The organism is Lactococcus lactis (assembly GCF_029023865.1).
GTDB lineage: Bacteria > Bacillota > Bacilli > Lactobacillales > Streptococcaceae > Lactococcus > Lactococcus lactis.
Map to the genome: position 1 here is coordinate 2,275,879 of NZ_CP118969.1, position 23,783 is coordinate 2,299,661.

Here is a 23,783-nt window from a genome sequence, read left to right on the forward strand (position 1 = left end):
ATTATTGGAATCGTTTACAAGGAAATTATACATCTATGCATATTTTTTGTCAAGCACTTATGCTACACTTTACAAAGGTTTATTCATTTATACATGTTTTTTTATATTCTGACAATTTCACGTTTATTCATTTCTTTTGTTATCATGCGATTCTTAGGCTTTTATTAAAAAAGCTTATTTTACAAAAGTATTTTAAAAAGGCAACAAAAAAATCTCTTATCCTAAAGAATTAAATCTTTTTGAATAAGAGATTAAATGAAAAATTTATTTTTTACATATTTTCAGGTGCAGCAACCCCAAGAAGACGCAATGCTTCTTTCAAGACGATTGAAGTAGCGCTAATCAAAGCCAAACGGCCATCCAATTGAGCATCATCTTCTAAAATGCGAACATGAGCATAATATTTGTTAAAAGCTTGCGCAAGCGAAATTGCATATTTAGCAATAACAGATGGTTCATAATTATCTGCAGCACGTTTAACAACATTTGGGAATTCTTTTAATGCTTTAACAATTTCCCAAGCTTCAGCGTCAGAAACTGCGAGAGAAATATTATTAATATCTACCTTACGGTTTGCTTTACGTAAAATTGATTGAATACGAGCATGTGCATATTGAACATAAGGGCCTGTTTCCCCTTCAAATGAAACCATTTCGTCCAAGTCAAAGTCATAACCGTTATTTCTATCAGTTTTTAAGTCATAGAATTTAACAGCACCAACCCCAACTTGTTTGGCAACTTCTTCTTTATTTTCCAAATTAGGATTTTTGGCTTCAATTTGTTTTTCAGCACGATCAACTGCTTCGTCAAGTGCCATTTCCAATTTCACGACATGCCCTTTACGAGTTGAGAATTTTTTCCCACCTTGAGTTACCATACCAAATGGAACGTGCACCATATCGTCAGACCAATCATAACCAGCTTCTTTCAAAACTGCTTTTAATTGTTTAAAGTGATTGGTTTGTTCGCCACCAACAACATAAAGAGATTTCACAAAATTGAAAGTTTTTTTACGGTAAGCTGCTGTTGCAAGGTCACGTGTAATATAGAGTGTTGCACCATCTGTTTTCTTAATCAAAGCTGGATTGAGGTTATATTTTTCAAGGTCAACAATCAAAGCACCTTTTGATTCGTGTAAAAGATTTTTACTTTCTAAATCTTCAACAATGGCGTCCATTTTATCACTATAGAAACTTTCACCCATGAAGTGGTCAAAACTTACACCAAGTTTTCCGTAAATACGGTTAAATTCAATCAAAGAAACATCTGAGAACCATTTCCAAATGCGAAGTGCTTCCTCATCGCCTTGTTCCATTTTAAGGAACCATTGACGTCCTTCTTCATCGACTTCTGGATCTTCTTTAGCTTCAGCATTGATTTTGACATAAAGTTTCAAGAGTTCATCAATCGGATTAGCTGTAATTGTAGCTTCATCACCATATTTCTTGTAAGCTGTAATCAAAAGACCAAATTGTTTACCCCAGTCGCCCAAGTGATTGATTTTGATTGGCCGATAACCCAATTTTTCGTAAATTTTGGCGATTGAATCCCCGATAACAGTTGAACGTAAATGTCCAATTGAAAAAGGTTTAGCAATATTTGGCGCAGACATATCAATCGGAACATTTCCTCCTTGACCAATATTTGCATCACCGTAATGTTCACCTTCAGTCAAAACTTCTCGAATTACTTCTGAGGCAGTTGCATTTTTATCAAGGAAAAAGTTAACATATGGTCCTACTGCGATAACTTTCTCAAAGCCTTTTGTATCTATCTTCTCAGCAATTTCTCCAGCAATGATTTGTGGAGATTTTCGGAGAGTTTTGGCCAATTGAAAAGCTGGGAATGCTAAATCTCCTAAATCTGACGATTTAGGTTTTTCGATAATAGCCGCGATTTGTTCTACTCCAAGAACACCATCGATTGCAGCAGACAGTGCTTGGCTTACTAATTGTTTTTCATCCATTCATTAATTATACAGAAAAAACACTAATTTTGTCAATATATAGTCCATTATATGGTATAATTATGCTATGAAAAGAGATAAAAGATTAGAAATTATTAAAGAAATTGTGACAAATAATAAAATATCGACTCAAGAAGAGCTTCAATCTCTATTATTAGAACGCGGTGTAGAGGTAACACAAGCTACTTTATCAAGAGATATCAGAAAATTAAATATTATAAAAAAACGGGATAAAGGAGAGAGTTTTTACTCATTTTTGACTTCTGGCAATTCCAAAATTAATTCTGATTTGCAGTTGTATTTTTATAATTTTGTTATTTCAGCAAAATCTGTCGGAGCTTTAGTGGTTATTCGGACAAAATTGGGTGAGGCCGATGTGTTGGCGAATGCTTTAGATGACGAACGTGATAGTCGGACAGATATTTTAGGTACAATTGCCGGAGCAGATACTCTGCTCGTTATTTGTGCGTCCGAAAAAGCGGCAAATATTCTTACTGCGGAAATAAAGTATATTTTATTAGGATAATTTTTAAACAAATTAAGGTTCGTTTAAGCGTTTACATTTATACTCATATTACTCCCTAAATAATTTCTTCATAAACCCCTTTGATTCAAGTCGCACTCCCGTGACTTGAATTTTTTTTACTAACAAAAATTGAATAAAACAAAAAAAGTACTGACCAAAAAGCTGTCAGTACTTTTTTATTTATTGTAAGTTAGTTGAGACTTGGCTAAGTAACTTTTCAAAAGCAAGTTCATATTTTTGAATATTTCCTGCTCCCATAAAGACGTAAACCCCACGGTCATGATCCAACAATGGCGATACATTGTCAAGATCAATTACTTTAGCTGGTTTACGAACTTTGTCAGCTAAATCTTGTGCTGTAATTTCATGATGGTCTACTTCACGTGCTGAACCGTAAATTTGAGCAAGGTAAACGGTATCCGCATGGTCAAGCACCTCTGCAAATTCGTCAGCAAAAGCAATTGTTCTAGTAAAAGTATGAGGTTGGAAAACAGCAACGATTTCACGATCAGGATATTTTTGACGAGCAGCATCCAATGTTGCTTCGATTTCAGTTGGATGATGAGCAAAATCATCAATAATGACTGTCTCACCTACTTTTTTCTCAGTGAAACGACGTTTCACTCCACGGAAAGTCAATAAGTGGTCTGCAACTTCCGTCATATCCAACCCAAGATTATGACAAACGGCTACAACTGACAAGGCATTCAATACATTGTGTTTACCATAAGCTGGAACGACAAAATGACCAATTTTTTCACCGCGGAAATAAGCATCAAAAGATGAGCCACGTGTACTTCTGACCAAATTTTCGGCACGATAATCGTCATTAGCCTCAAAACCATAATAGTAAATAGGTGCTTTGGCAGTCAATTTACGTAAGTTAACATCTTCCCCGTAAGCAAAAATACCTTTTTTAATATTATTTGCATAATCTTGGAAAGCTGAGGTGACATCTTCAATTCCTTCAAAGTAGTCAGGATGGTCAAAGTCAATATTTGTCATAATTGTATATTCAGGATGATAAGGCATGAAATGACGTTCATATTCATCAGATTCAAAGACAAAATATTCACTTCCCTCAATCCCACGACCAGTTCCGTCACCAATCAAGTAAGAAGTGTCCACGATATTAGACATCACGTGAGCTAACATTCCAGTTGTTGAAGTTTTACCATGTGCACCTGCAACCCCGATGCTAGTAAAATCTTCCATGAAATGTCCCAAAAATTCATGATAACGTTTGAATGGAAATCCATTTTTATGGGCAAATGCAATTTCAACATTGTTATCATCGCGAAAAGCATTTCCAGCAATCAATTCAAATTCGGGCTTAATATTTTTTTCGTCAAAAGGCAAAAGTGGTACGTTAGCTTGTTCAAGACCACGTTGTGTGAAAAAGTAATCTGTTGAGTCCGAACCTTGAACTTTCTTTCCCATTTGATGTAACATTAGCGCAAGTGCACTCATGCCTGAACCTTTAATACCGGTAAAATGATATGTTTTTTCCATGATAAAATTTTCTGTCAGTAATTCTACTTCTTTATCAATCACTGACAGAAATTTCCCTTCTTTTCTTACAATTATTTTTTTATTTACTTAAATTTTTATGAGCTCAAAGACACACAAAATAACTGACAAGTGATATCTCCAAAGTAAATTTTACCATAATAAAATTTAACTTTTCCGTCAGTTTTTTCATTTAAATTTGAAAATTAAACGATTCCACGGTCAAAGATATTTTTCCGCTTATTTTCAAAATAACTTCCTTTTTGTGTGTCATTAGCAGCGGCTCCATGTGGAACTGCCTTCTTCATTCCGCCTTTAGCGACTGCATCAGAAACGATCATTCCTTGATTTTTCATATCCCGAATTGGGTTATCATTAGCTGAAGGTCGCTTATTCAAAATTGCTGATGTTGAACGACGAACTGTGATATCCTCCTTGTCCCGCTCCAATGGTGAAACATACTGTTTAGGAGGCTTTGGAAGTGTTGCTGCTGCACGTTTTGCCCGTTCTTTTGACTCGTCAACGCTAGTTTTCTTAGGCATTTTATCATAGGAACTTACGCCGTCATGATTAGAGTTTAGCGGACGATGCTGTGTGCTAAAGCTTGTTTTAGCTTTATAAGGTTTGAAACTCTCAGGTCTCTTGGCATCAGTTTTTGGCTTATTATTTTCAATTGAAGCTTCATCCTGAAGGCTGGGATTTCTTGTCAGCAACTGCTGGTTAGTAAAAATTACCCGAGTATCTTTTTGAAGTGCTTCGTCATCACCAATAACTGGAAATACCACTCTTCTTTCTACCATGTTTTGCCCTACTTTTTTATAGTTTGTTTAATCTATTAATTACATTTTAATTCTTTATGAAGATGATGAAAGTTTATCAAAGAATATTGAAAACTCTTGTCTTTCCTAGCTTTTATAAAATTTTTCTTCTACTAGATAAAATATCAAAACAAGATTTAGATTCTAAGATAACCGTTTCAATATCCATTATAGCTTAATTTCTAAGTTTTTTAAAGCTATACTCCAAGAATTTCACGAATTTCTGCTTCACTAAGGACTTTATCCACTGTATCGCCTTCTAAAACATTAGCAATTAAATCCTTTTTACGCTCTTGGATTTCCATAATTTTTTCTTCAATTGTACCTTTGGTAATCAAGCAAATGACTTCTACCGTATTTTTTTGTCCCATCCGATGGGCACGCGCAATAGCCTGTTCTTCAACAGCTGGGTTCCACCACAAATCAACCAAAATGACGACATCAGCACTGGTTAAATTAAGCCCAACTCCACCAGCTTTTAGTGAAACTAAGAAAGCATCACGACTACCAGCATTGAAGGCTTGAACCATTGAAAGTCGATCTTTAATTGGAGTAGAACCAGTCAGTTTATAAGCGGTCATTTCTTGTTCTTCCATCAATTTTTCAATATGTGGAAAAACTTTTGTAAATTGAGAGAAAATCAAAGGACGATGGCCTGAATCTTTAATTTGGGCCAATAATTCTCGTAAACGTTCAAGTTTCCCAGAACTTCCTTTATAGTCATCCATAAATAATGCTGGTGTATTACAAATTTGTCTAAGTCGTGTAATTCCTGCCAGAATTTCAATTCTTGAACGTGATAAAGCCGCACTATCCATTTCTAAAACTTGTTTTTGCATCAATTCGAGTTGTGCTAAATAGATTACTTTTTGATCATCAGCTAATTGGTTATAGACCGTAATTTCCATTTTTTCTGGAAGTTCTTCAAGCACATCTTCTTTTTTACGACGCATAATGAAAGGCTGAATCAATCTTGAGATAACAGATGGTTCCATCTTATTGAATTTTTCACGTTTTGGTAAAAAGCCTGGCATCACCACTTGGAAAATGGCCCAAATTTCTTCAATTCGATTTTCTAGTGGTGTTCCTGAAAGGGCAAAGGTATGTTCAACATTCAGAGCAGATAGTGATTTATTGGTTTTACTACTATAATTTTTGACAACTTGAGCTTCATCCAAAAGTAAGTAATTCAATTTTTTATCCTGATAGTCTTCAAAATCTTTCAAGAAGCTACCATAACTTGTGATATATATTTGATGTTTTTCTTGAATTTCTTTACTTCGCTCGGCTTTTGTCCCGTCAATAACAGCAAAATCAATCTCATCAGTAAATTTTTCAAATTCACTTGCCCAGTTATAAGTAAGACTAGCTGGTGCGGTAATTAGAACACTCTCATCTTTTTTCAGATTAGAAAGAATAAAAGTAATCGCTTGAACCGTTTTACCTAATCCCATGTCATCAGCAAGAATTCCTCCCAAATTATAATGAGAGAGCATACTCATCCAGCGAACACCCGTTTCCTGATAAGAACGCAAGGAAGCCTTAATATGTTCTGGTTTCTCGTAAGGAAACTCTTCAGGATGCGTCAAGTGTTGATAGAGTGATTTAAATTTTTCAGAGAAGGAAGCTCCACCAATATTTTCAAATATTTTAGAAATTTGGAAACTTCGATTAATATTAACATGTAAACTGCTTCCTTGAATAACAAATTGGTCGTCAAGTTCGTTTAATGCAGCTTTCAAGCGGTCAAATTTTTCATTAAAATGATAAAATTTCCCACTTTCACTGATATAAAATTCAGCATTTTCTTGTAATTTTGCAATAACATTTGCAAATTCACCATCTTCAACCTGAGGAATATCAAAGGAAATATCTAAGAGTCCTCCCTGACTATCAATATGAATTTCAGGAACTTCATCCATTCTCATATTTCTTAAAGTTGGCGATAGTTCAATCTGACCAAGTTTTTGAAAAGCAGGTAAGATTTTCAAAAAGAAATTCTCTGATAAATTTTCTGGAATATTTAATGACGAATTAAAAGCCTTAGCAAACTGCAAACGTTCCATCAGTGCAAAAATCTTTTGCTCTTTACGCAAATCTCTTGAAAATTCTAGGGTTTCTAAATCGTGGAAACTATCTATTGAGAAACTTCCATAATCAAAAGTCATTGCCAAACTAATGGTCTGATCTTCCAACAAATCAAAAGTAAATTTAGCATCAAAAGGTCTGACAACAAAATGGTCTGGCGCTTCAATCTCTCCCAAAGTTGATAATTGTTGAAGAGCCTGAGCTAATTTATCCTTATCAGCATATGAAAATTTAATTTGTGATTTTTTAGCAAATTGCTTATCTAAAACAAGGAGCAGACGCCGTTGTTCTTGATTGAGTTTATAAAATACATTATTGGCATAAAGAAGTGAATAATCATAAAAATTATGATAATCCTCACTGTAGAGTTTCAACTCGATATAATCTTGCTGACTTTCAACCTTAAATTTAAAAATCTCCGAATCATTATCAAGGGCTATAAATGTAAAATAATTGACCGTTCTACCTGTAATCTGAAGTTGATAATTCTCTAAAGCTGAAACTAAGTCCATTGCTTCTTCAAGGAATAAAAATGGAATATTAAGATAACGCCCATTTTTAATATATAAGGATTTGGTAAGTGCTTCATCGGATTTACTATCAATTTTTAAAAGAAAAGTTAAAAATTCTTGACTTGCTTCATCAAAATTATCAAAAAAGAGGTCAATATAGTGTAGAGAACCCAAAGAATACTGACTATAATTTTTTAAAGCACGTAGAAAATAAGGAATATCTTTAATAACGTATGAGCGGCCCAAATTTTTACTTCTTAATTTTAAATCAAAATACAAAAAATAATCCATTGAAAAATAATCATAAAGCTGACTATTATCCTCAATTTGAACTTCGATAGAGTATTGGTCTGTATTGAAATTTAATTGTGTCTCACCATTTACAGCATCTAAAAAAGCAACATTTTCACCAAAAAGCGCTCGTTCAGCTCCTTTGATTTCTTTGTCTTTTGTTTCCTGACTTCCTTTATCTTGATTTTTTAGATACTCTTCTATCGCTGCAATATGTTTGCAATAGCGGTGGTTTTGTTGAAAGACTGCACAAGTACAACTATCTTGCGCGCCATCTAGGTCATAACTTACCTCTTCACCATCAATTTCTGCTGTTAGTTTAAAATCAGTTTCAATTGGGTCATTTAAGAAGCCTTTCGCATAGAGGGCGATTCCCTCACTTCGCACTCGTGCCGGCATCATTCTACTCATATTTTTATATTTTTCCTCGAATCAATTATTTCAAAATTTTGCGTATATTATACCATAATTACCATTTTTTTGCTAGAGTTTTCCTCTTTCTTATCAATTTTTTCAATAAGAGCTGTTTTAGTAAAGAATATCCTCCTCTTTTTACTACTTATTCGGTGTCATGGTTTTGACTAATAATCTTATTATAACAAATATTAAAAATACCGACTAGCTGTCAGTATTTTTTAATCATCATTATTTACAAATATATTTTCTACTTTCCACGATACTTTTTCAATAAGTAAGCTGAGATGATAAGTAGTAACCCGACTCCTCCTACACCGATTGCTCCAAGAGCAGGGAGTTCTATGTTCGGTTTATTTGTTTCTTGCTTATTCTGCATCTCATTATTTTCTTCTTTTTCTTTCTCTTTTTCTTCACTTCCTCCTTCAGCTATTTTGTAATTTGCAAATACTATCCCTATTTCATCTTCCAAATCACCTCTATATTCTTTAAAGTCTTCTAAACTTCCAAACTCTAGGATTTCTGGATGAGTTGCCGAACGTTTGGCTAATCTAATATGAATGGTAGCTTTATCTGCATATCCTTGTGCCTTATCCATGTATGCCACAATAACAGTGTTGGTCTTTTGATAACCTGTAGCCACCTCCTCTTCACTTATGATATAAAGATTACCTCTAGCCATATGGTCTAAGGTTCTAGAACCCTTTTCAGTAGAAAGAGTGGCTCCTGCGTTGGCATCAATAGAAGTCTTACTACTCGTTGAAATATCATTCCCTGACAAGTCCAAAGTGTCTAGATTTAAACGCTCAAGGCTGTCAAAATCTTGAGTCGGTTCAAACTTCTCAACCCACCTTAAAGCAAATTGGGTGTCCATTGGTCTATTACTTTCTCCATCAACTTTTTTTATTGTAAAACTATGAGTAATATTAGAATGAATCTCAAAAGAAATTAAATATTCTGAGATTTTTTCTTGGAAAGATGAGTCACTTTTTACTTTTTCGACCTGAGAATCAGTACTCTCTAATGCTTTGAATTCTGGAATCTTTGTTTTAATAAGCGAAACGACACCGAGTGTACTTGGCGTTTGATTGATACTTTCTAGTATTGATTCATCTGGGGTTTCAAGTAAATCTCCACCATCAATTTCAATGTTATTATCTTCTTCATGTTCTTTAAGTTCATCCATATTTGGTGTTGTGATTATCCATTGGGAGGTTTCTCCAAAATTTGGAAATAATCCAATCGAACTTTTTTTAACCAATTTATATTGAGTATCATACTATAGGCTGATTCCCTTCAAAAGAAAACTTTAACTTTAATTCTTTATCATTTTCTGTTTTATTTATTCTATAATCAATTTCCCATTCGTATTGATTTTCTAAAGCTCGCATACTATATGAGATATTGAATGATTCATCATTAATAAGCTCAACTTTATCTTTATAAATTTTTTGATTTTCTGCAAATACTTGATGACCTTGCAGTAAGTTTGGAACAAAGTTTAGAACTAAGATTATTATACTTAAACAAACCATCCATTTTTTATCATCTATCATTCCTTTCTTGCGAATTTCATATTTATCGAAATTATTTTGGTAGAATTCTACTCCTTTCTATTTTTTATCCATGCTTCATATTTGAGTTTTAGATTAAATCTTTTTGATTTATAATTTTATTATTTTCACAACCATAAACTCATTTTACATAATTATTATCTCATATTGTTCTTATTTTCCAAATTGAAACACATTGTTTTGCTTTAGTATTTATAAAAGTGCATTCGCTAAGATAATGAATAAAGCCTATAAATTCATATATAGTGACTAATAATACTTAGATTTGACTTTATTTTTTTATAATCCCTATCTAACAAAAACTAATTTTATTCTAATTTATTCTTTTATTTTAATCTATATAAAAAAGACATTAGAGCTCTCTTCTAATGTCTTTTTATTCTAATATTATTTATTTTTATTCTTGAATCAATTTGCTAAATGGAATCAATCCTTGAGTTTGATATTCTTTTTCAAATTCAGCAGAATCAAGTTGCAATTGTTCAACAGGTAATGGACGATGGTCAAAGATGTTGACATTGATGACCGTTGGACGATTCGCTTCTTTAGCTTTTGCAAAAGCTTCTTTTAATTCTGACAAATTATTAACATCAAAACCTAAAGCTCCCAAAGCCGCCGCAGAAGCGCCAAAATTAGCACCTATCAAATCAATTCCTGAGTGTGGTTGTTTGGCATCATCTTGTTCTGCTTCGATAAATCCAAGGCTCTTATTGGTCAAAACAACATTGATAATTGGTAAGTTATATTTGACCTGAGTAAGAATATCTGGCATCACCATTGCCCAAGCTCCGTCACCAGAAATTGACCAAACTTGACGGTCTGGATATTGCGCTTTCGCACCAATTGCTGCAGGTAGAGCATAACCCATTGTCGCATACCAGCCACTTGTTGTAAATTTTTGATCCTTACTTGTATCGAGAAGTCTCATTCCATCAATTGTGACATTTCCTACATCAACTTGGAAAATGGCGTCATCAGTGGCCATGTCATTAATGGCTTTAAAGACAGGTTCTACTTCCAAAGGTGAGCTGTCAATGACTGAACGTTTTTCAAGCCACTCTACCCAATTTTCTTTGTCTGCTAGTGCTGCGCGATACCAATTTGTTTCTGGAAGTTGTTCTCCCACTTCCATTAATTTCTTAATTGTCAGTTTGGCATCTGCCAAAATAGCTAAATCTACTTGATGACGACGTCCAAATTTAGTTCCGTCAATATCAACTTGTATGTATTTAGCATCTTTAGGAATAAAGAAACTTTGGAATGGCATGTCTGAACCTAAGAACAAAACAGCATCTGTGTTAGACGCAATTTCTACCCCAGGTTTAGAGGCCACTCGACCAGCTGACCCCATGTAAGCAGGGGCATTGTCAGGAATAATTCCTTTTCCTAAGGCAGAACTCAAAATTGGAGCATGAAGCATTTTAGAAAGTTCTAAGATTTCCTTGTGCGGGCTCCTCTTGTTCCTTGACCAATATAAATCAAAGGGCGTTTTGCTTCTTTTAGTATTTTCCATGCTTCTTGGATTTTTTCAGCCGCAGGTTCTAGTGGCAAAGGTTTTTGATATAGATTAGCGCTAGAAACATAATTATCTTCAATTTCTTGCCAACCTAAATCTTTGGGAATGGTAATGACGGCAACACCACGTTTGGCATAGGCTTGACGAATCGCTTCATCAACTACTGCTGGCATTTGTTCTGCGGTCATTACTGTTCTGTTATAGACACTAACGTCAGCAAACATTGGATTTTCATTTAATTCTTGGAAATAATTAGTGTTCATTGCACTCGTTGGAACTTGACCAACCAAGGCAAGTACTGGAACATGGTCATATTGAGCATCATATAATCCATTTAACAAGTGAACGGCTCCTGGCCCTGCTGAACCAAAGGTTACTCCGATTTCTCCGGTTACTTTTGCTTCCCCAACGGCTGCTAAAGCACCCACTTCTTCGTGACGAACTTGAATGTAATTTAATGTGTCTCTTCGGTTATATAATGCGTTCATTGTCGAATCAATTGACCCACCGGGTAAACCGTAAATATTTTTGACACCCCAATCTTCAATAACTTTTAACATTGCATCTGATGCATTTATTTTTGTCATGATATTCTCCTTGTCCTTAAATCTATCAACTACTAACTACTTTGAAACTACTTTATATACTAATTTCTCCTTTCGCCGTAAGTAAATAAATTACTTTTCAAGTAAATTATAGGTCAAAAAAATCTAAATGTAAACTATTTGAGTCCAGCCATTTATTTTTTTAGTCTGTCAGCAATAACTAAAAAAGAACTGTAAACTAAACAGTACAGTTCTTTTTATTTAAGTCTTGATCTAAGGTCAAATGGCTGATTAAAAATTTTATCAAGAAGTCACGTTCTTCAATCCATTTTTCTCGATTATCTTTTAAATGGACACGATTTGATAAGAAAACGACTGCTTTTTTGATGCGAGGATTAATTAATAAAAAAGTTCCGGTATAACCAGTATGAAGCAACCAATCATCATTTGACCCGAGTAAGTCCCAAGCCAAACTTCTTTTTTTATCTCCGTCAGCATAATTTTTTGTCAGCTTTAAATATTTTTCTTCTTGAAAATAAGCTTGACTAAATAAAATTAAATCAGACATCGTTGAAAATAAGCCGGCTGAGCCACAATGATTTTTTAAAACTTGAGCTTTAGGGTCATGAACTGTTCCTACTGGGATGTTTTGACTTGTTGGTACTGCATTTTCTACTGGTCCAAAACTTGTGTCAGTCATTTTCCAGTCTTCAAATACTTGTTTGTAAAAGATTTTATCTAGACTTTCTCCATAATATTCTTCTAATAAAAAACCTAGTAAAATAAAATTAATATCTGTATATTTGAAGGTCTTATTGTCAGTAACTTTAATCTGATTAATTGCTTCTGTCAGTTCTTTTGCGTTTAGCTTATCTCTATTTTTTATGAAAGGATCAATACCAGAAGTGTGTGTCAGTAATTGCCGCAAGCTGACGCTTCTGTCAGTAAATTTAGAATAATATTTTTGAAGAGGGGCATCAATTTCTAACTTTCCTGCTAGGACAAGATTAATGACGGCTGTTCCGGTGCCCACTACTTTTGTCAAAGAAGCTAAATCCCATTTTTTTCCCTGAGTGAGCTTGATTGTTTCAGGATAAATTGCTGAATTTCCTAAAAGATACTCCTCGACTTTTTCTCCTTCAATAATTGCGAAATTGACACCTGGGAAAACGTCACACTCAATATAATCTTCGATTATTTTTAAAAATTCTTGTTGATTTTTCATGTTTCAACCTTCGTTTCTGATTTACTTTGAGTAAAAAAACTTGTCAAAAATTAACAAGTTTTTTTAAAATTATTATTTTACAAACCAAAGTTCTACATGGTCAGGAACTTCTAATGAAAAAGTTTTAGCTGAGCCATCCAAATATGTTCCGTCCACATCAGAAAATTGATGAGCAAAATCTTTCAAATCAAAATCTTTATCAATCATGAACACTAAAAACTCAAGGTCAAGTACTTCATCGGTTCCTGCAGCTAAATCTTCGCTTTCTTCAACACTAAAAGTCAAAGTTACAAAAGGAAATTCAATTTGGTTATTGATTGCTTTAAGACCAAAAACTGATTCATAAAATTCAATAATTGATTGGTTAGCAACATTCAAATCCATTGCTATAATTTCAAAATCTGACAAACCTTTAAAAGTTTTATCTTCCTCAAGCTCAATTTCTGATTTATCAATTTCTGTCAGTGATGATAAATCTGTCAGTAAATCTGATGTTACCAAAAAAAGTTCTGCTTCAGGCGAAAGTGCTGAAAAAGCAAAGCCGTTTTTTCCTTTATAGACCTTAGAAATCTTGTCCAAGTTACGAACAATTAATTGCTCAATCTCAGATGAATTAGCTTTGATCACCGTTTGCCCGTGTTTTTTCAATCCTTCAACAGGACGAAAACCTGGTGATTCTTCTAATTGAAACCGATCTTTTTTCGCTTCATGCCCACCAAGCCATACCATTGCGCCTTCTTCTACCAAGACTTTAAAGCCAAGCACTTCACGGTAGAAATCTAAATTTTCTTCACGGTTAAGCACACGATAGACTGGTTGAAAAGCGGTAATATGATTTATAATCTCGCTCATTTTAGCCTCCATTGATTACATTTACAAATAACTATCTCTTATTTTCGCAAATTTCAAGGAAATTATCAACGATTTATATCTTTTAGTTTTTCTTTCTACATTAAATGTGTAATTTTAAAATCTCAATAAAAAAACTCATAGTCGTTAACCATGGGCATTTTTAAGGATAGTTTTAAGTACATATCTAGGTACGAACAAAGTTAGACTGACCTTTTAGTGTGGTTGCCAGATATGCACATTTTTGAGGTAGCTCTATTTTACTACAATTTATTCAAGTCCAGATTAACAAAAGTTATCAACAAAAATGAAATATTTTCTTCTGCTGACAGCTATTACTATGCTATAATATTGACATGTTTAATATAGAAAAACTTCAATCATTAGCCAAATATCGTTGGGTAATTGTAATTATTTTGGCGCTACTTTTTTCAGCCTTATCTGTCAGTATTTTTCATTTGCCATTTTTAATGACAGCTCTCGTATTATCGATTGTTGGATTAATTTTTGCTTATCACAAATCAGTTTGGTTGGTGCTCTTTATTTTATCTAACTTACCAATGCTTGCGACAACCATTTTTGCTTATCAGCACCATTTCACAACCTTAGATACCGTCATCTTTTTCATTATCTTTTTACTTACGATTATTTCTTCTTATCTGATTGCTCGTAAAGCTGATATTATCCCTAAAATAAGTTGGAAATATTTTCCTCCTTTAAAAATAATAATTGGTTTTGCTTTGCTTTTTCTGGTCTCTATTCTGACAGGAATTTTTGCTCAAATTATCAATCAAAGTCCAACAACCAGTAATCAAGATTCACTAAACGAATTACAAAAAGTGATTCCAATTGCTGTCTTTGCGACCCAAACACTTGCTGCTGGTTTTTTAGAGGAACTTGTTTATCGGGTAGGAATTTTTGAAGTCATTTTCAAAAATCAAAAATATTTTGCTTTTTTAACGGCATTGCTCCTTTTTGCTTACATGCATGGTCCTACTGACCTCTATAGTTGGTTAACTTACGGTTTAATGAGTCTTGTGCTTACCAGTCTTTATGCTAAATATCGCAATTTTTATCTTAACATGAGTGTCCATCTTCTTTGGAATCTCTTTGGGTTAGTAATTGCGCTTGTGCTTAAATAAAAAAAATACTGACAGAAATTCTGTCAGTATTTTTTTTATTTTTTAAAGATAAATCATTTTAAATAGAGCTACGGCTGCAAGTGATGCAAGAATTGGTGCCAAAACTGGAACCCATGCATACCACCATTTAGAAGAACCTTTTGCTTCACCCAAAACTGATTTTGGTAAGAGACTGTGAACCAAACGTGGACCAAAGTCACGCGCTGGATTCAAACCAGGTCCTGTAGGACCGCCAAGAGCGACTACAAGTCCCATAACAAGGAATCCTAAGAATAAGTGAGCAACCATTTTAGAAGCTGAAGCTCCTGAGGCTTGAACCCAAATCTGATTCATAATGTCTGATGAAGAAACATCTGCTCCTTGACCTTTCAAGTAGTTTGTCATCCAAGTAATTGATTGACTACCAAAGAAGATATTTGTCGCAGCAACTGCTCCGAAGAACAAGACGAATGATCCAACAAATTCATTCAAGAAACCATTAATTGTGGCTCCCAAACGAGTTTTTTCATCATTGTCATCAACATTATCGATTGTTGAGAAAGTTCCAAGAATAGCATTTGGATTTTGTGTTTTAAGATAGTATGGGCGATAAACCATAACAATCAATAATTGTCCAAACATCGCACCTAAAACTTGCGCAATAATATATTGAGCAACATGTGCCCAAGGAAAAAGTCCTGAGGCTGCAAGTCCAAGTGTGAAAGCTGGATTAATTTGTGAAGTAATATTACCGAAAGCAACTGCTGGTAGCATTACACCAAGTCCATAACCCCAACCAATAATCATCCAAGATTGTGCGTGAGCTTTTGTACCTTTAAGTTCAACGTTGGCAACCGCACCATTACCCATGATGATGAGTAGCGCAGTTCCGACAAATTCAGTGATATATTTCACTGTCCATGTAACATCCATTTTTTATGGAACCCTCCAAAATTTGATTTTAATATAATAACCTCAGCTATTATATCAGAAAAGCGCGCTTGCTTCAAATATTCATTGGAAATTAGACCCTTTTAGTCTGATTATTTACTGAAAATTTGCTATAATTAAAAGAATTATCATGCTTTTTATGGAGGACTTAAGATGCGCTTTAATCATTTTTCAATTGTTGATAAAAACTTTGATGAACAACTAGCAGAACTTGATCAGCTTGGGTTTCGTTGGTCTGTTTTTTGGGATGAAAAGAAAATTTTAAAAGATTTTCTCATTCAAAGTCCTACTGATATGACTGTTTTACAAGCAAATACTGAGCTAGATGTCATTGAATTCTTAAAATCCTCTATTGAATTAGATTGGGAAATTTTCTGGAATATTGCTTTGCAACTTCTTGACTTTGTTCCAAATTTTGATTTTGAAATAGGAAAAGCAACTGAATTTGCTAAAAAACTTAATCTTCCACAAAGGGATGTTGAAATGACAACTGAAACTATCATCTCTGCTTTTTACTATTTACTTTGTAGCCGTCGTAAAAGCGGGATGATTCTTGTTGAACATTGGGTTTCAGAAGGTCTTCTTCCTTTGGATAATCACTATCACTTTTTCAATGACAAATCATTGGCAACTTTTGATTCTTCGCTCCTTGAACGTGAGGTAGTTTGGGTTGAAAGTCCAGTTGATACTGAGCAAAAAGGAAAAAATGACTTAATTAAAATTCAAATTATCCGTCCAAAAAGTACAGAAAAGCTTCCGGTTGTGATGACCGCAAGTCCTTATCATTTGGGAATCAATGAGAAAGCAAATGATTTAGCGCTTCATGAAATGAATGTTGATTTGGAAAAAAAGGACAGTCACAAAATTCATGTCCAAGGAAAGCTTCCACAAAAACGTCCATCTGAAACCAAAGAACTTCCTATTGTAGATAAAGCACCTTATCGCTTTACTCATGGTTGGACTTATTCTTTAAATGACTACTTTTTGACGCGTGGTTTTGCTTCTATTTATGTGGCTGGTGTTGGAACGCGTGGCTCAAATGGCTTCCAAACTTCAGGCGATTATCAGCAAATTTACAGTATGACTGCTGTCATTGATTGGTTAAATGGCCGAACTCGTGCCTATACTTCTCGTAAAAAGACGCATGAAATTAAGGCCACTTGGGCAAACGGAAAAGTAGCCATGACAGGAAAGTCATATTTAGGAACGATGGCTTATGGTGCTGCTACTACTGGAGTCGATGGACTTGAAGTCATCTTAGCTGAAGCTGGAATTTCTTCTTGGTATAATTACTATCGTGAGAATGGTCTTGTCCGTTCTCCTGGTGGCTTTCCTGGTGAAGATTTAGATGTGCTTGCTGCACTGACTTACTCACGAAATCTTGATGGTGCTGATTATTTAAAAGGAAATGCTGAATACGAAAAACGCTTAGCAGAAATGACCACTGCTTTAGACCGTAAGTCTGGTGATTATAATCAATTTTGGCATGACCGAAATTATTTAATCAATTCTGACCAAGTTAAAGCTGACGTCCTAATTGTTCACGGCTTACAAGACTGGAATGTTACACCCGAACAAGCTTATAATTTTTGGCAGGCTCTGCCAGAAGGTCATGCCAAGCATGCCTTTCTACATCGTGGGGCTCATATTTATATGAATTCTTGGCAATCCATTGATTTTTCTGAGACAATCAATGCTTATTTCTCTGCCAAATTATTAGATAGAGATTTAAATTTAAATCTTCCACCCGTTATTTTACAGGAAAATTCTAAAGAACAAGTTTGGTCAGCTGTCAGTAAATTTGGGGGCGATGACCAGCTCAAACTCCCTCTTGGGAAAACGGCGGTTTCTTTTGCTCAATTTGATAACCACTATGATGATGAAAGCTTCAAAAAGTATTCTAAAGATTTCAATGTCTTTAAAAAAGATTTATTTGAAAATAAAGCTAACGAAGCTGTCATTGATTTAGAACTTCCTTCTGAGTTAACAATTAATGGTCCAATTGAACTAGAAATCAGACTAAAATTAAATGATAGTAAAGGGCTCTTATCTGCTCAAATTATTGATTTTGGTCCCAAAAAACGGCTGGAAGATAAAGCAAGAGTAAAAGATTTTAAAGTTCTTGACCGTGGCCGAAACTTCATGTTAGATGATTTGGTTGAACTTCCTCTTGTCGAAAGTCCTTATCAGTTGGTCACTAAAGGATTTACCAATCTCCAAAACAAAGATTTACTGACGGTCAGTGATTTAAAAGCTGACGAATGGTTTACGCTCAAATTTGAACTACAACCAACGATTTATCATTTAGAAAAAGCGGATAAACTTCGGGTCATACTCTATAGTACTGACTTTGAACATACGGTTCGTGATAATCGTAAAGTGACTTACGAGATTGATTTATCTCAATCCAAACTCATTATTCCTATTGAAAGTGTGAAAAAATAAGATGGCAATTATTGGAATTCTTGGAACTCCTTACAATACAGTTGAACAATCCCCCTTTTGGTGGAACAAAGTAAGCTATACTCGTCAATCATTTATTGATGTTTTTCAGGATTTAGGTCATACTGTGATTATTCTTCCTGTTGACAAAACCGAAAATATAAAAAATTACCTGACACTGGTAGATAAAATTGTACTGACTGGTGGGGCAGATGTCAGTCCTTATCTATATGGTGAGGAGCCTAATGCTAAATTAGGAACAACTGATCCGATTCGTGACCGTTTTGAGCTTGCCACAATCAAAGCTGCTCTAGAAGCAAATAAACCTATTTTGGGCATTTGTCGTGGCCTACAGTTACTCAATGTTTATTTTGGCGGAAGTCTTTATCAAGACTTGAGTCAAACTTCAAGTCAGATAAAACATCTCCAAAGTCCAACTCATCATATTAGTGTTGAAAAAGAAAGTGCCTTGGGCTTCTTGCCTGAAAATTATATGGTTAATTCTTTCCATCATCAAGTCATTAAAGATTTGGGCCAAGGCTTGACGGCCATTGCTCATGGAAACGATGGCTTAGTTGAAGCGATTGAAAATAAAGAAAAACATGTGCTTGCTGTCCAATGGCACCCAGAATGTACTTGGGAAACTGAGCATTTTGATAAGAAAATTTTTGAAATTTTCGCTAACGGAACCATATAAAAGTTAAAAAACCGTCATAAATCTTTTTTATGGTGGTTTTTTTAAGATTATGTTAATATTATGTCTATATTAAAAGTCAGCTCACTCGTAACCAACTTCCAAATTTAAAATAAAAACTGAGCTGACAAAATTTCTGAGGAGAAATTGATATGAAAAAAATAAAATTGTTGACTCTTGCAACAGTTGGAATTGCCTCAATTGGCTTACTTGCTGCTTGCTCGTCAAAAGATAATTCATCTTCTAAATCAACAGATAAAGTAACAACCGTAACTGTTGCAACTTCTGCCGCTTCTGTCCCTTATGAATACAGCGAAAATGGCAAAATGACTGGTTTTGAATATGATATTTTAAAAGCTGCTGACAAAGACATGAAGGATTATAAATTCAACTTTAAAGTGTATGAAGATAGTGCGATTTTAGCTGCTTTAGACGGTGGTCGTGCACAAATTGCGGCAAATAATTTTGGTAAGACAAAAGCACGTTCTGAAAAATATCTCTTTAGCTATCCTGTTCGCCAAGGAATTGATGCGATTTTCTCAACATCTAAAGAAAATATTACAAAAATCTCTCAACTTGCTGGTAAAACGACAGAAATTCCTGCTGGGACCAACTATGGTGATATGTTTGAAAGCTGGAACAAAAATCATCCAGACAAAAAAATCAATGTAAAATACAGCCAACGTCCTTTAGCCGACCGTTTATCTGCTATTTCTAGTGGACAAATTGATTTCTTATTTGCTTCTAAAGCACCCGCAGAAAATTTGATTAAAGAACATGCAATCACAGGTTTAGTGGATACTGTTCCAACAGACTTGGATAAACAACCAGAATTTAAAACTTATGATTACTTTATCCTTGATAACAGCCAAAGCAAATTGCAAAAAGATTTGAATGTTGAACTCAAAAAACTTTATGACAATGGCACACTTAAAAAACTGTCAGAACAATATTTCCATGACAGCCATATTCCAGCTGCTGACCAATTCAAATAATTAAAAAACTCGTCAATGACGAGTTTTTTTTACTGACAGAAATTTTTTGTGCGATACTCACTCATAAAAGAAAGCTGTCAGTAACTTTTATTTCACTTCATTTTGAAATAAATCATTCAGACCTTCGCCCATTGTTGGATGAGTGAAAATTTGGTCGCGTAAAATTTGATAGGGCGTATGCATTTTCATAGCCAAACTTACAAGATTGATGACCTCATGAGAATCTTCATGATATAAAGTTGCACCGAGAATTTCATCTGTTTTTGGGTCAACAAGAGCTTTAAGAATTCCGCGAGTATCTTGAACAACTTTGGACTTAACAATTGGTGCCGCAGCCATCTTAAATAAACGATAATTAACCCCAGCTTTTTTCGCTTGTTTTTCATCCAAGCCAATTCGAGATAAGGTTGGACTAATAAAAACAGAATAGGGCACGAGGTTTCTGTCACTTAATTTACGCGAGTGATCACCAAACAATTGATTATTGACAATCCGAAAATCATCTGTTGACAGATAGTAGAATTGTCCACCTCCCCGAACGTCACCAAGTGCCCAGATATTTTCTGTACTTGTTTTTAAATCATCATCAACTTTAATATAACCACTTTCTGAACGTTCAACACCAGCTTTTTCCAAATTTAAGTCAGTAATATTAGGCCTGCGACCTGTTGCCACTAATATCTTGTCAGCTGAATAGGTCTGACCTCCTGCCAAAACTTCGCTGTCAGTAATTTTTTCAACTTTAACCCCAAGATGAATTTCAACTCCTGAAGCCTTTAAATCTTTAAAAATTTCCCTTGAAATATCATCGTCTTCTTTGGGTAAAAATGTTGAATGAGGTTCTAAAATTGTGACCTTAGACCCAAATTTATTAAACATTCCGGCAAACTCTAAACCAATATAGCCCGCGCCGATGATAACTAATTTCTTAGGAAGTTCAGAAAGTTCCATCGCTCCTTCAGATGTAATTACATTTTTGGATTCTTGAATTCCTGAAATTTCGGGAATCACTGGAGTTGCTCCCGTATTGATGAAAATGCGTTCTCCAATCACTTTGCTTATCTTGTCACCATTAACGACCTCAAGGGTTTCTTGATTAATAAAACGCGCAATTCCATCCATGACATAAACCAATGGTTCGTCAGCTGCCCCGTGATAGGCTCCATTGTGTAAAATTTCACGAACCTTGTATTTAGTAGCCATTGCTTCTGAAAAGTTCATATTTTTTTGTCCGGCAACAATTAGAGTTTTAGAAGGTGCACAGCCAACATTGGGACAAGTTCCGCCGTACATCGCCTGGTCACGTTCAATAATCAGAGCTTCTTCTCCGTGCTGCGACAATGTTTTTGCCAAAGCTCGACCAGCCTTACCGAATCCAATAATAATATTTTTGAAATGTCTTGTTTCCATAAGTCTCTCTTTTCGTTAGTTTATCTCCTTATTTTATACCATTTGAATGTCTGAGTGTTCTATTTTGGTTTAATAAAAAGACGCCACACGGCGTCTTTTTATTATATTATTTATTTAAAGCAGCGTCCAAATGAGCCAATACTTTTTCTTTTCCAAGAAGTGCAATTGTTTCTGGTAATTCTGGACCATGCATTGAACCTGAAGCTGCAATACGAATTGGCATCCAAAGCATTTTACCTTTTACGCCAGTTTCTTTTTGAGTCGCTTTAAAGAGTGGGAAAATATTTTCCACTGTAAAATCATTTTCAGGAAGTTCAGCCAATTTTGCACGGAAAGTACTCAAAGCTAATGGTGTTGTTTCAGCAGCCAACATTTCACGAGCTTCATCAGTCAATTCTGGGAAATCTCCATAGAAAAGGTCTGTTAATTCAACAATTTCATCTGCTGATTTCATTTGTGGTTGATAAAGTTTAACCAGTTCCTCAGCACGTTCATCAAAGCGATTAGCAGCAACAAGGAATGGTTTTGTCAATTCAAATACTTTAGCAAAATCAGCATTTTTGATGTATTCATTATCCAACCAGTCCAATTTCTTTTGGTCAAAGGCTGCTGGTGATTTAGACAAACGATGTTCATCAAAAAGTTCAATTAATTCTTCACGAGAGAAAATTTCTTTTTCTCCACCAGGATTCCAGCCCAAAAGTGCAATAAAGTTGAAAATGGCATCAGACATGTAACCTTTTTTACGGTAGTCTTCAATAAACTGAAGTGTATTTGTGTCACGTTTTGATAATTTTTTCCCAGTTTCAGAATTAATAATCAAAGTCATGTGACCAAATTGTGGTGCTTCCCAACCCAAAGCATCGTAAACAACTAATTGTTTTGGTGTATTGGCAATATGGTCATCGCCACGGATAACATGTGAGATTTGCATATCATGGTCATCAACAACAACAGCAAAATTGTAAGTTGGATAACCATCACGTTTTTGGATTACCCAATCTCCACCGATGTTTTTACCTTCAAATTCAATGTCGCCTTTAACAATATCATTCCATTTATAAATTGCTTTTTCATCAACAGAAATACGAACAACCGGTTCAATATTTTGCGCTTTACGCTCCGCGATATAAGCTGCTTTTTCATCATCACTCATGCCAGCATATTCGTTAATATAATGTGGAGCAATTCCTGCCGCTTCTTGTTTCGCATGGTCAGCTTCAAGTTCTTCTGGCGTTTTATAAGAATAATAAGCTTTTCCTTCAGTCAACAATTGGTCAATATATTTTTGATATAAAGGCAAACGTTCTGATTGACGGTAGTTTTCATGTGTTTCAGGACTTTCATCCCAATCCATTCCCAACCAACGAAGGTTTTCAAGTTGTGAACGCTCACCATCTTCTACGTGACGTTCACGGTCTGTATCTTCAATACGGATGATAAAATCTCCCCCGTGATGACGGGCAAAAAGATAGTTAAAAAGGGCTGTACGAGCATTCCCGATATGCAAAAGTCCTGTTGGTGATGGTGCGTAACGGACGCGGATTTTTTTATTCATATTAATCCAATTCTCCTCATTAATTCGTTCACTTCTTTTCTGTAAGAAATGAATCGTTCTTGGTTTTAAATAGCCTAAACTACTCTAACAATCACTTCTATTTTACCACAAATTAAGAAAGCATGCCGACCTAAAATTCATTTGTAATCTATCATTGACAAATTTAATCTAAGAATTGAAGAAATCGTTCATCCCAAAGATGGTTTTCATAAAAATCAACGATTTCTTTTGCTGACAGCCATTTACTATCAAAAGTTGAACTTGCCCCTCTTTGCATCCAATTTTGATAGCCCAGACCATGAGCAAAAACAAGCGTCGTGTTAACACAAAATTCAGTTTGAGCACCGCAAAATTCAATCAATTTTACTGACAAGTCTGTCAGTAATTTTTGCAGTTCCGTTTGATAGAAACCATTGGCATGCGTTTTTTCAACATACTTGTCAGTAGATGCTGTCAGCAATTCTGGAATCATTTGCCAACCAAAACTTTCTTTTATCAGTTCATCATCATTATGCTGGATAAAAATAATCGGTTTTTTAGCCTTTCGATAAGTAATAATTCGTTGATTAATTTGCTCAATTAATTCTTCTCGCCGATAAATCCCCGCACATACCTCATTTTGCATATCAATTACAATCAAAGCATCACTTGTTTTCATCTTTTTATTCCTTTCAAAAATTGATTTTCTTAGCATTAGTATAAGACAATCTCTCCAGAAAACAAAGAATTTACAACCAAAATCAAAATAACACCCCAAAGAATGTTATTTTTGTAGTAAT

The 23,783-nt window shown here is 34.7% G+C and carries 17 protein-coding genes and 1 pseudogene; 5 read left to right on the forward strand and 13 right to left on the reverse strand.

Going from position 1 to position 23,783, the window contains the following annotated elements; genetic code table 11:
- Positions 1-271 precede the first annotated feature (271 nt).
- Positions 272-1,966, reverse strand: coding sequence for an arginine--tRNA ligase (gene argS, locus PYW37_RS11575; protein ID WP_025016837.1), 1,695 nt, complete (start codon positions 1,964-1,966; stop codon positions 272-274).
- 67 nt (positions 1,967-2,033) lie between these two features.
- Here argS and argR point away from each other — a divergent pair, with 67 nt between their 5' ends.
- Positions 2,034-2,492 (forward strand): arginine repressor, encoded by a 459-nt coding sequence (argR, locus tag PYW37_RS11580; protein ID WP_004254487.1) that lies wholly within the window; start codon positions 2,034-2,036, stop codon positions 2,490-2,492.
- A 180-nt stretch (positions 2,493-2,672) separates the two neighbouring features.
- On the opposite strand, the gene murC is transcribed toward argR, so the two are convergent.
- From murC to PYW37_RS11620, 8 genes and pseudogenes are all read right to left on the reverse strand, one after another.
- On the reverse strand, positions 2,673-4,004 hold the full coding sequence (murC, locus tag PYW37_RS11585) for a UDP-N-acetylmuramate--L-alanine ligase (protein WP_025016838.1): 1,332 nt from the start codon (positions 4,002-4,004) through the stop codon (positions 2,673-2,675).
- Between the two features lie 203 nt (positions 4,005-4,207).
- Complete coding sequence (locus tag PYW37_RS11590; RefSeq protein WP_023188618.1) at positions 4,208-4,801, reverse strand: hypothetical protein; 594 nt, start codon at positions 4,799-4,801, stop codon at positions 4,208-4,210.
- 215 nt (positions 4,802-5,016) lie between these two features.
- Positions 5,017-8,121 (reverse strand): DEAD/DEAH box helicase, encoded by a 3,105-nt coding sequence (locus PYW37_RS11595; protein WP_025016839.1) that lies wholly within the window; start codon positions 8,119-8,121, stop codon positions 5,017-5,019.
- A gap of 253 nt (positions 8,122-8,374) precedes the next feature.
- Positions 8,375-9,385 (reverse strand): hypothetical protein, encoded by a 1,011-nt coding sequence (locus PYW37_RS11600; protein ID WP_023188616.1) that lies wholly within the window; start codon positions 9,383-9,385, stop codon positions 8,375-8,377.
- A gap of 13 nt (positions 9,386-9,398) precedes the next feature.
- On the reverse strand, positions 9,399-9,680 hold the full coding sequence (locus PYW37_RS11605; RefSeq protein ID WP_023188615.1) for a hypothetical protein: 282 nt from the start codon (positions 9,678-9,680) through the stop codon (positions 9,399-9,401).
- 415 nt (positions 9,681-10,095) lie between these two features.
- Positions 10,096-11,801: pseudogene (gene spxB, locus PYW37_RS11610) on the reverse strand (pyruvate oxidase).
- Positions 11,802-11,997: 196 nt separating this feature from the next.
- Positions 11,998-12,984, reverse strand: coding sequence for a serine hydrolase domain-containing protein (locus tag PYW37_RS11615; RefSeq protein ID WP_012898586.1), 987 nt, complete (start codon positions 12,982-12,984; stop codon positions 11,998-12,000).
- 72 nt (positions 12,985-13,056) lie between these two features.
- Complete coding sequence (locus PYW37_RS11620) at positions 13,057-13,836, reverse strand: CppA family protein (RefSeq protein WP_023188612.1); 780 nt, start codon at positions 13,834-13,836, stop codon at positions 13,057-13,059.
- A 353-nt stretch (positions 13,837-14,189) separates the two neighbouring features.
- On the opposite strand from PYW37_RS11620, the gene PYW37_RS11625 reads away from it, so the two are divergent.
- Complete coding sequence (locus PYW37_RS11625; protein ID WP_004254455.1) at positions 14,190-14,975, forward strand: CPBP family intramembrane glutamic endopeptidase; 786 nt, start codon at positions 14,190-14,192, stop codon at positions 14,973-14,975.
- A gap of 42 nt (positions 14,976-15,017) precedes the next feature.
- On the opposite strand, the gene gla is transcribed toward PYW37_RS11625, so the two are convergent.
- Positions 15,018-15,887: an aquaglyceroporin Gla gene (gene gla / locus PYW37_RS11630; protein WP_012898588.1), complete on the reverse strand. Its 870-nt coding sequence runs from the start codon at positions 15,885-15,887 to the stop codon at positions 15,018-15,020.
- Between the two features lie 171 nt (positions 15,888-16,058).
- Here gla and PYW37_RS11635 point away from each other — a divergent pair, with 171 nt between their 5' ends.
- The 3 genes from PYW37_RS11635 to PYW37_RS11645 all read left to right on the forward strand — a co-directional run bounded on the left by PYW37_RS11635 (position 16,059) and on the right by PYW37_RS11645 (position 20,036).
- Positions 16,059-18,350 carry a Xaa-Pro dipeptidyl-peptidase gene (locus PYW37_RS11635; RefSeq protein ID WP_025016841.1) on the forward strand — a complete coding sequence of 764 codons (2,292 nt, stop codon included), beginning with the start codon at positions 16,059-16,061 and terminating at the stop codon, positions 18,348-18,350.
- Position 18,351: 1 nt separating this feature from the next.
- Positions 18,352-19,044, forward strand: a complete 693-nt coding sequence (locus PYW37_RS11640) for a gamma-glutamyl-gamma-aminobutyrate hydrolase family protein (RefSeq protein ID WP_025016842.1) — start codon at positions 18,352-18,354, stop codon at positions 19,042-19,044.
- Between the two features lie 149 nt (positions 19,045-19,193).
- Positions 19,194-20,036, forward strand: a complete 843-nt coding sequence (locus PYW37_RS11645) for an amino acid ABC transporter substrate-binding protein (protein WP_017865139.1) — start codon at positions 19,194-19,196, stop codon at positions 20,034-20,036.
- 87 nt (positions 20,037-20,123) lie between these two features.
- Here the strand turns inward: PYW37_RS11645 and PYW37_RS11650 are convergent, their stop codons facing one another.
- From PYW37_RS11650 to PYW37_RS11660, 3 genes are all read right to left on the reverse strand, one after another.
- Complete coding sequence (locus PYW37_RS11650) at positions 20,124-21,446, reverse strand: FAD-dependent oxidoreductase (RefSeq protein ID WP_023188607.1); 1,323 nt, start codon at positions 21,444-21,446, stop codon at positions 20,124-20,126.
- Positions 21,447-21,552: 106 nt separating this feature from the next.
- Complete coding sequence (gltX, locus tag PYW37_RS11655) at positions 21,553-23,004, reverse strand: glutamate--tRNA ligase (protein ID WP_010906290.1); 1,452 nt, start codon at positions 23,002-23,004, stop codon at positions 21,553-21,555.
- Between the two features lie 163 nt (positions 23,005-23,167).
- On the reverse strand, positions 23,168-23,698 hold the full coding sequence (locus PYW37_RS11660) for a cysteine hydrolase family protein (RefSeq protein ID WP_074453830.1): 531 nt from the start codon (positions 23,696-23,698) through the stop codon (positions 23,168-23,170).
- Positions 23,699-23,783: the final 85 nt, after the last annotated feature.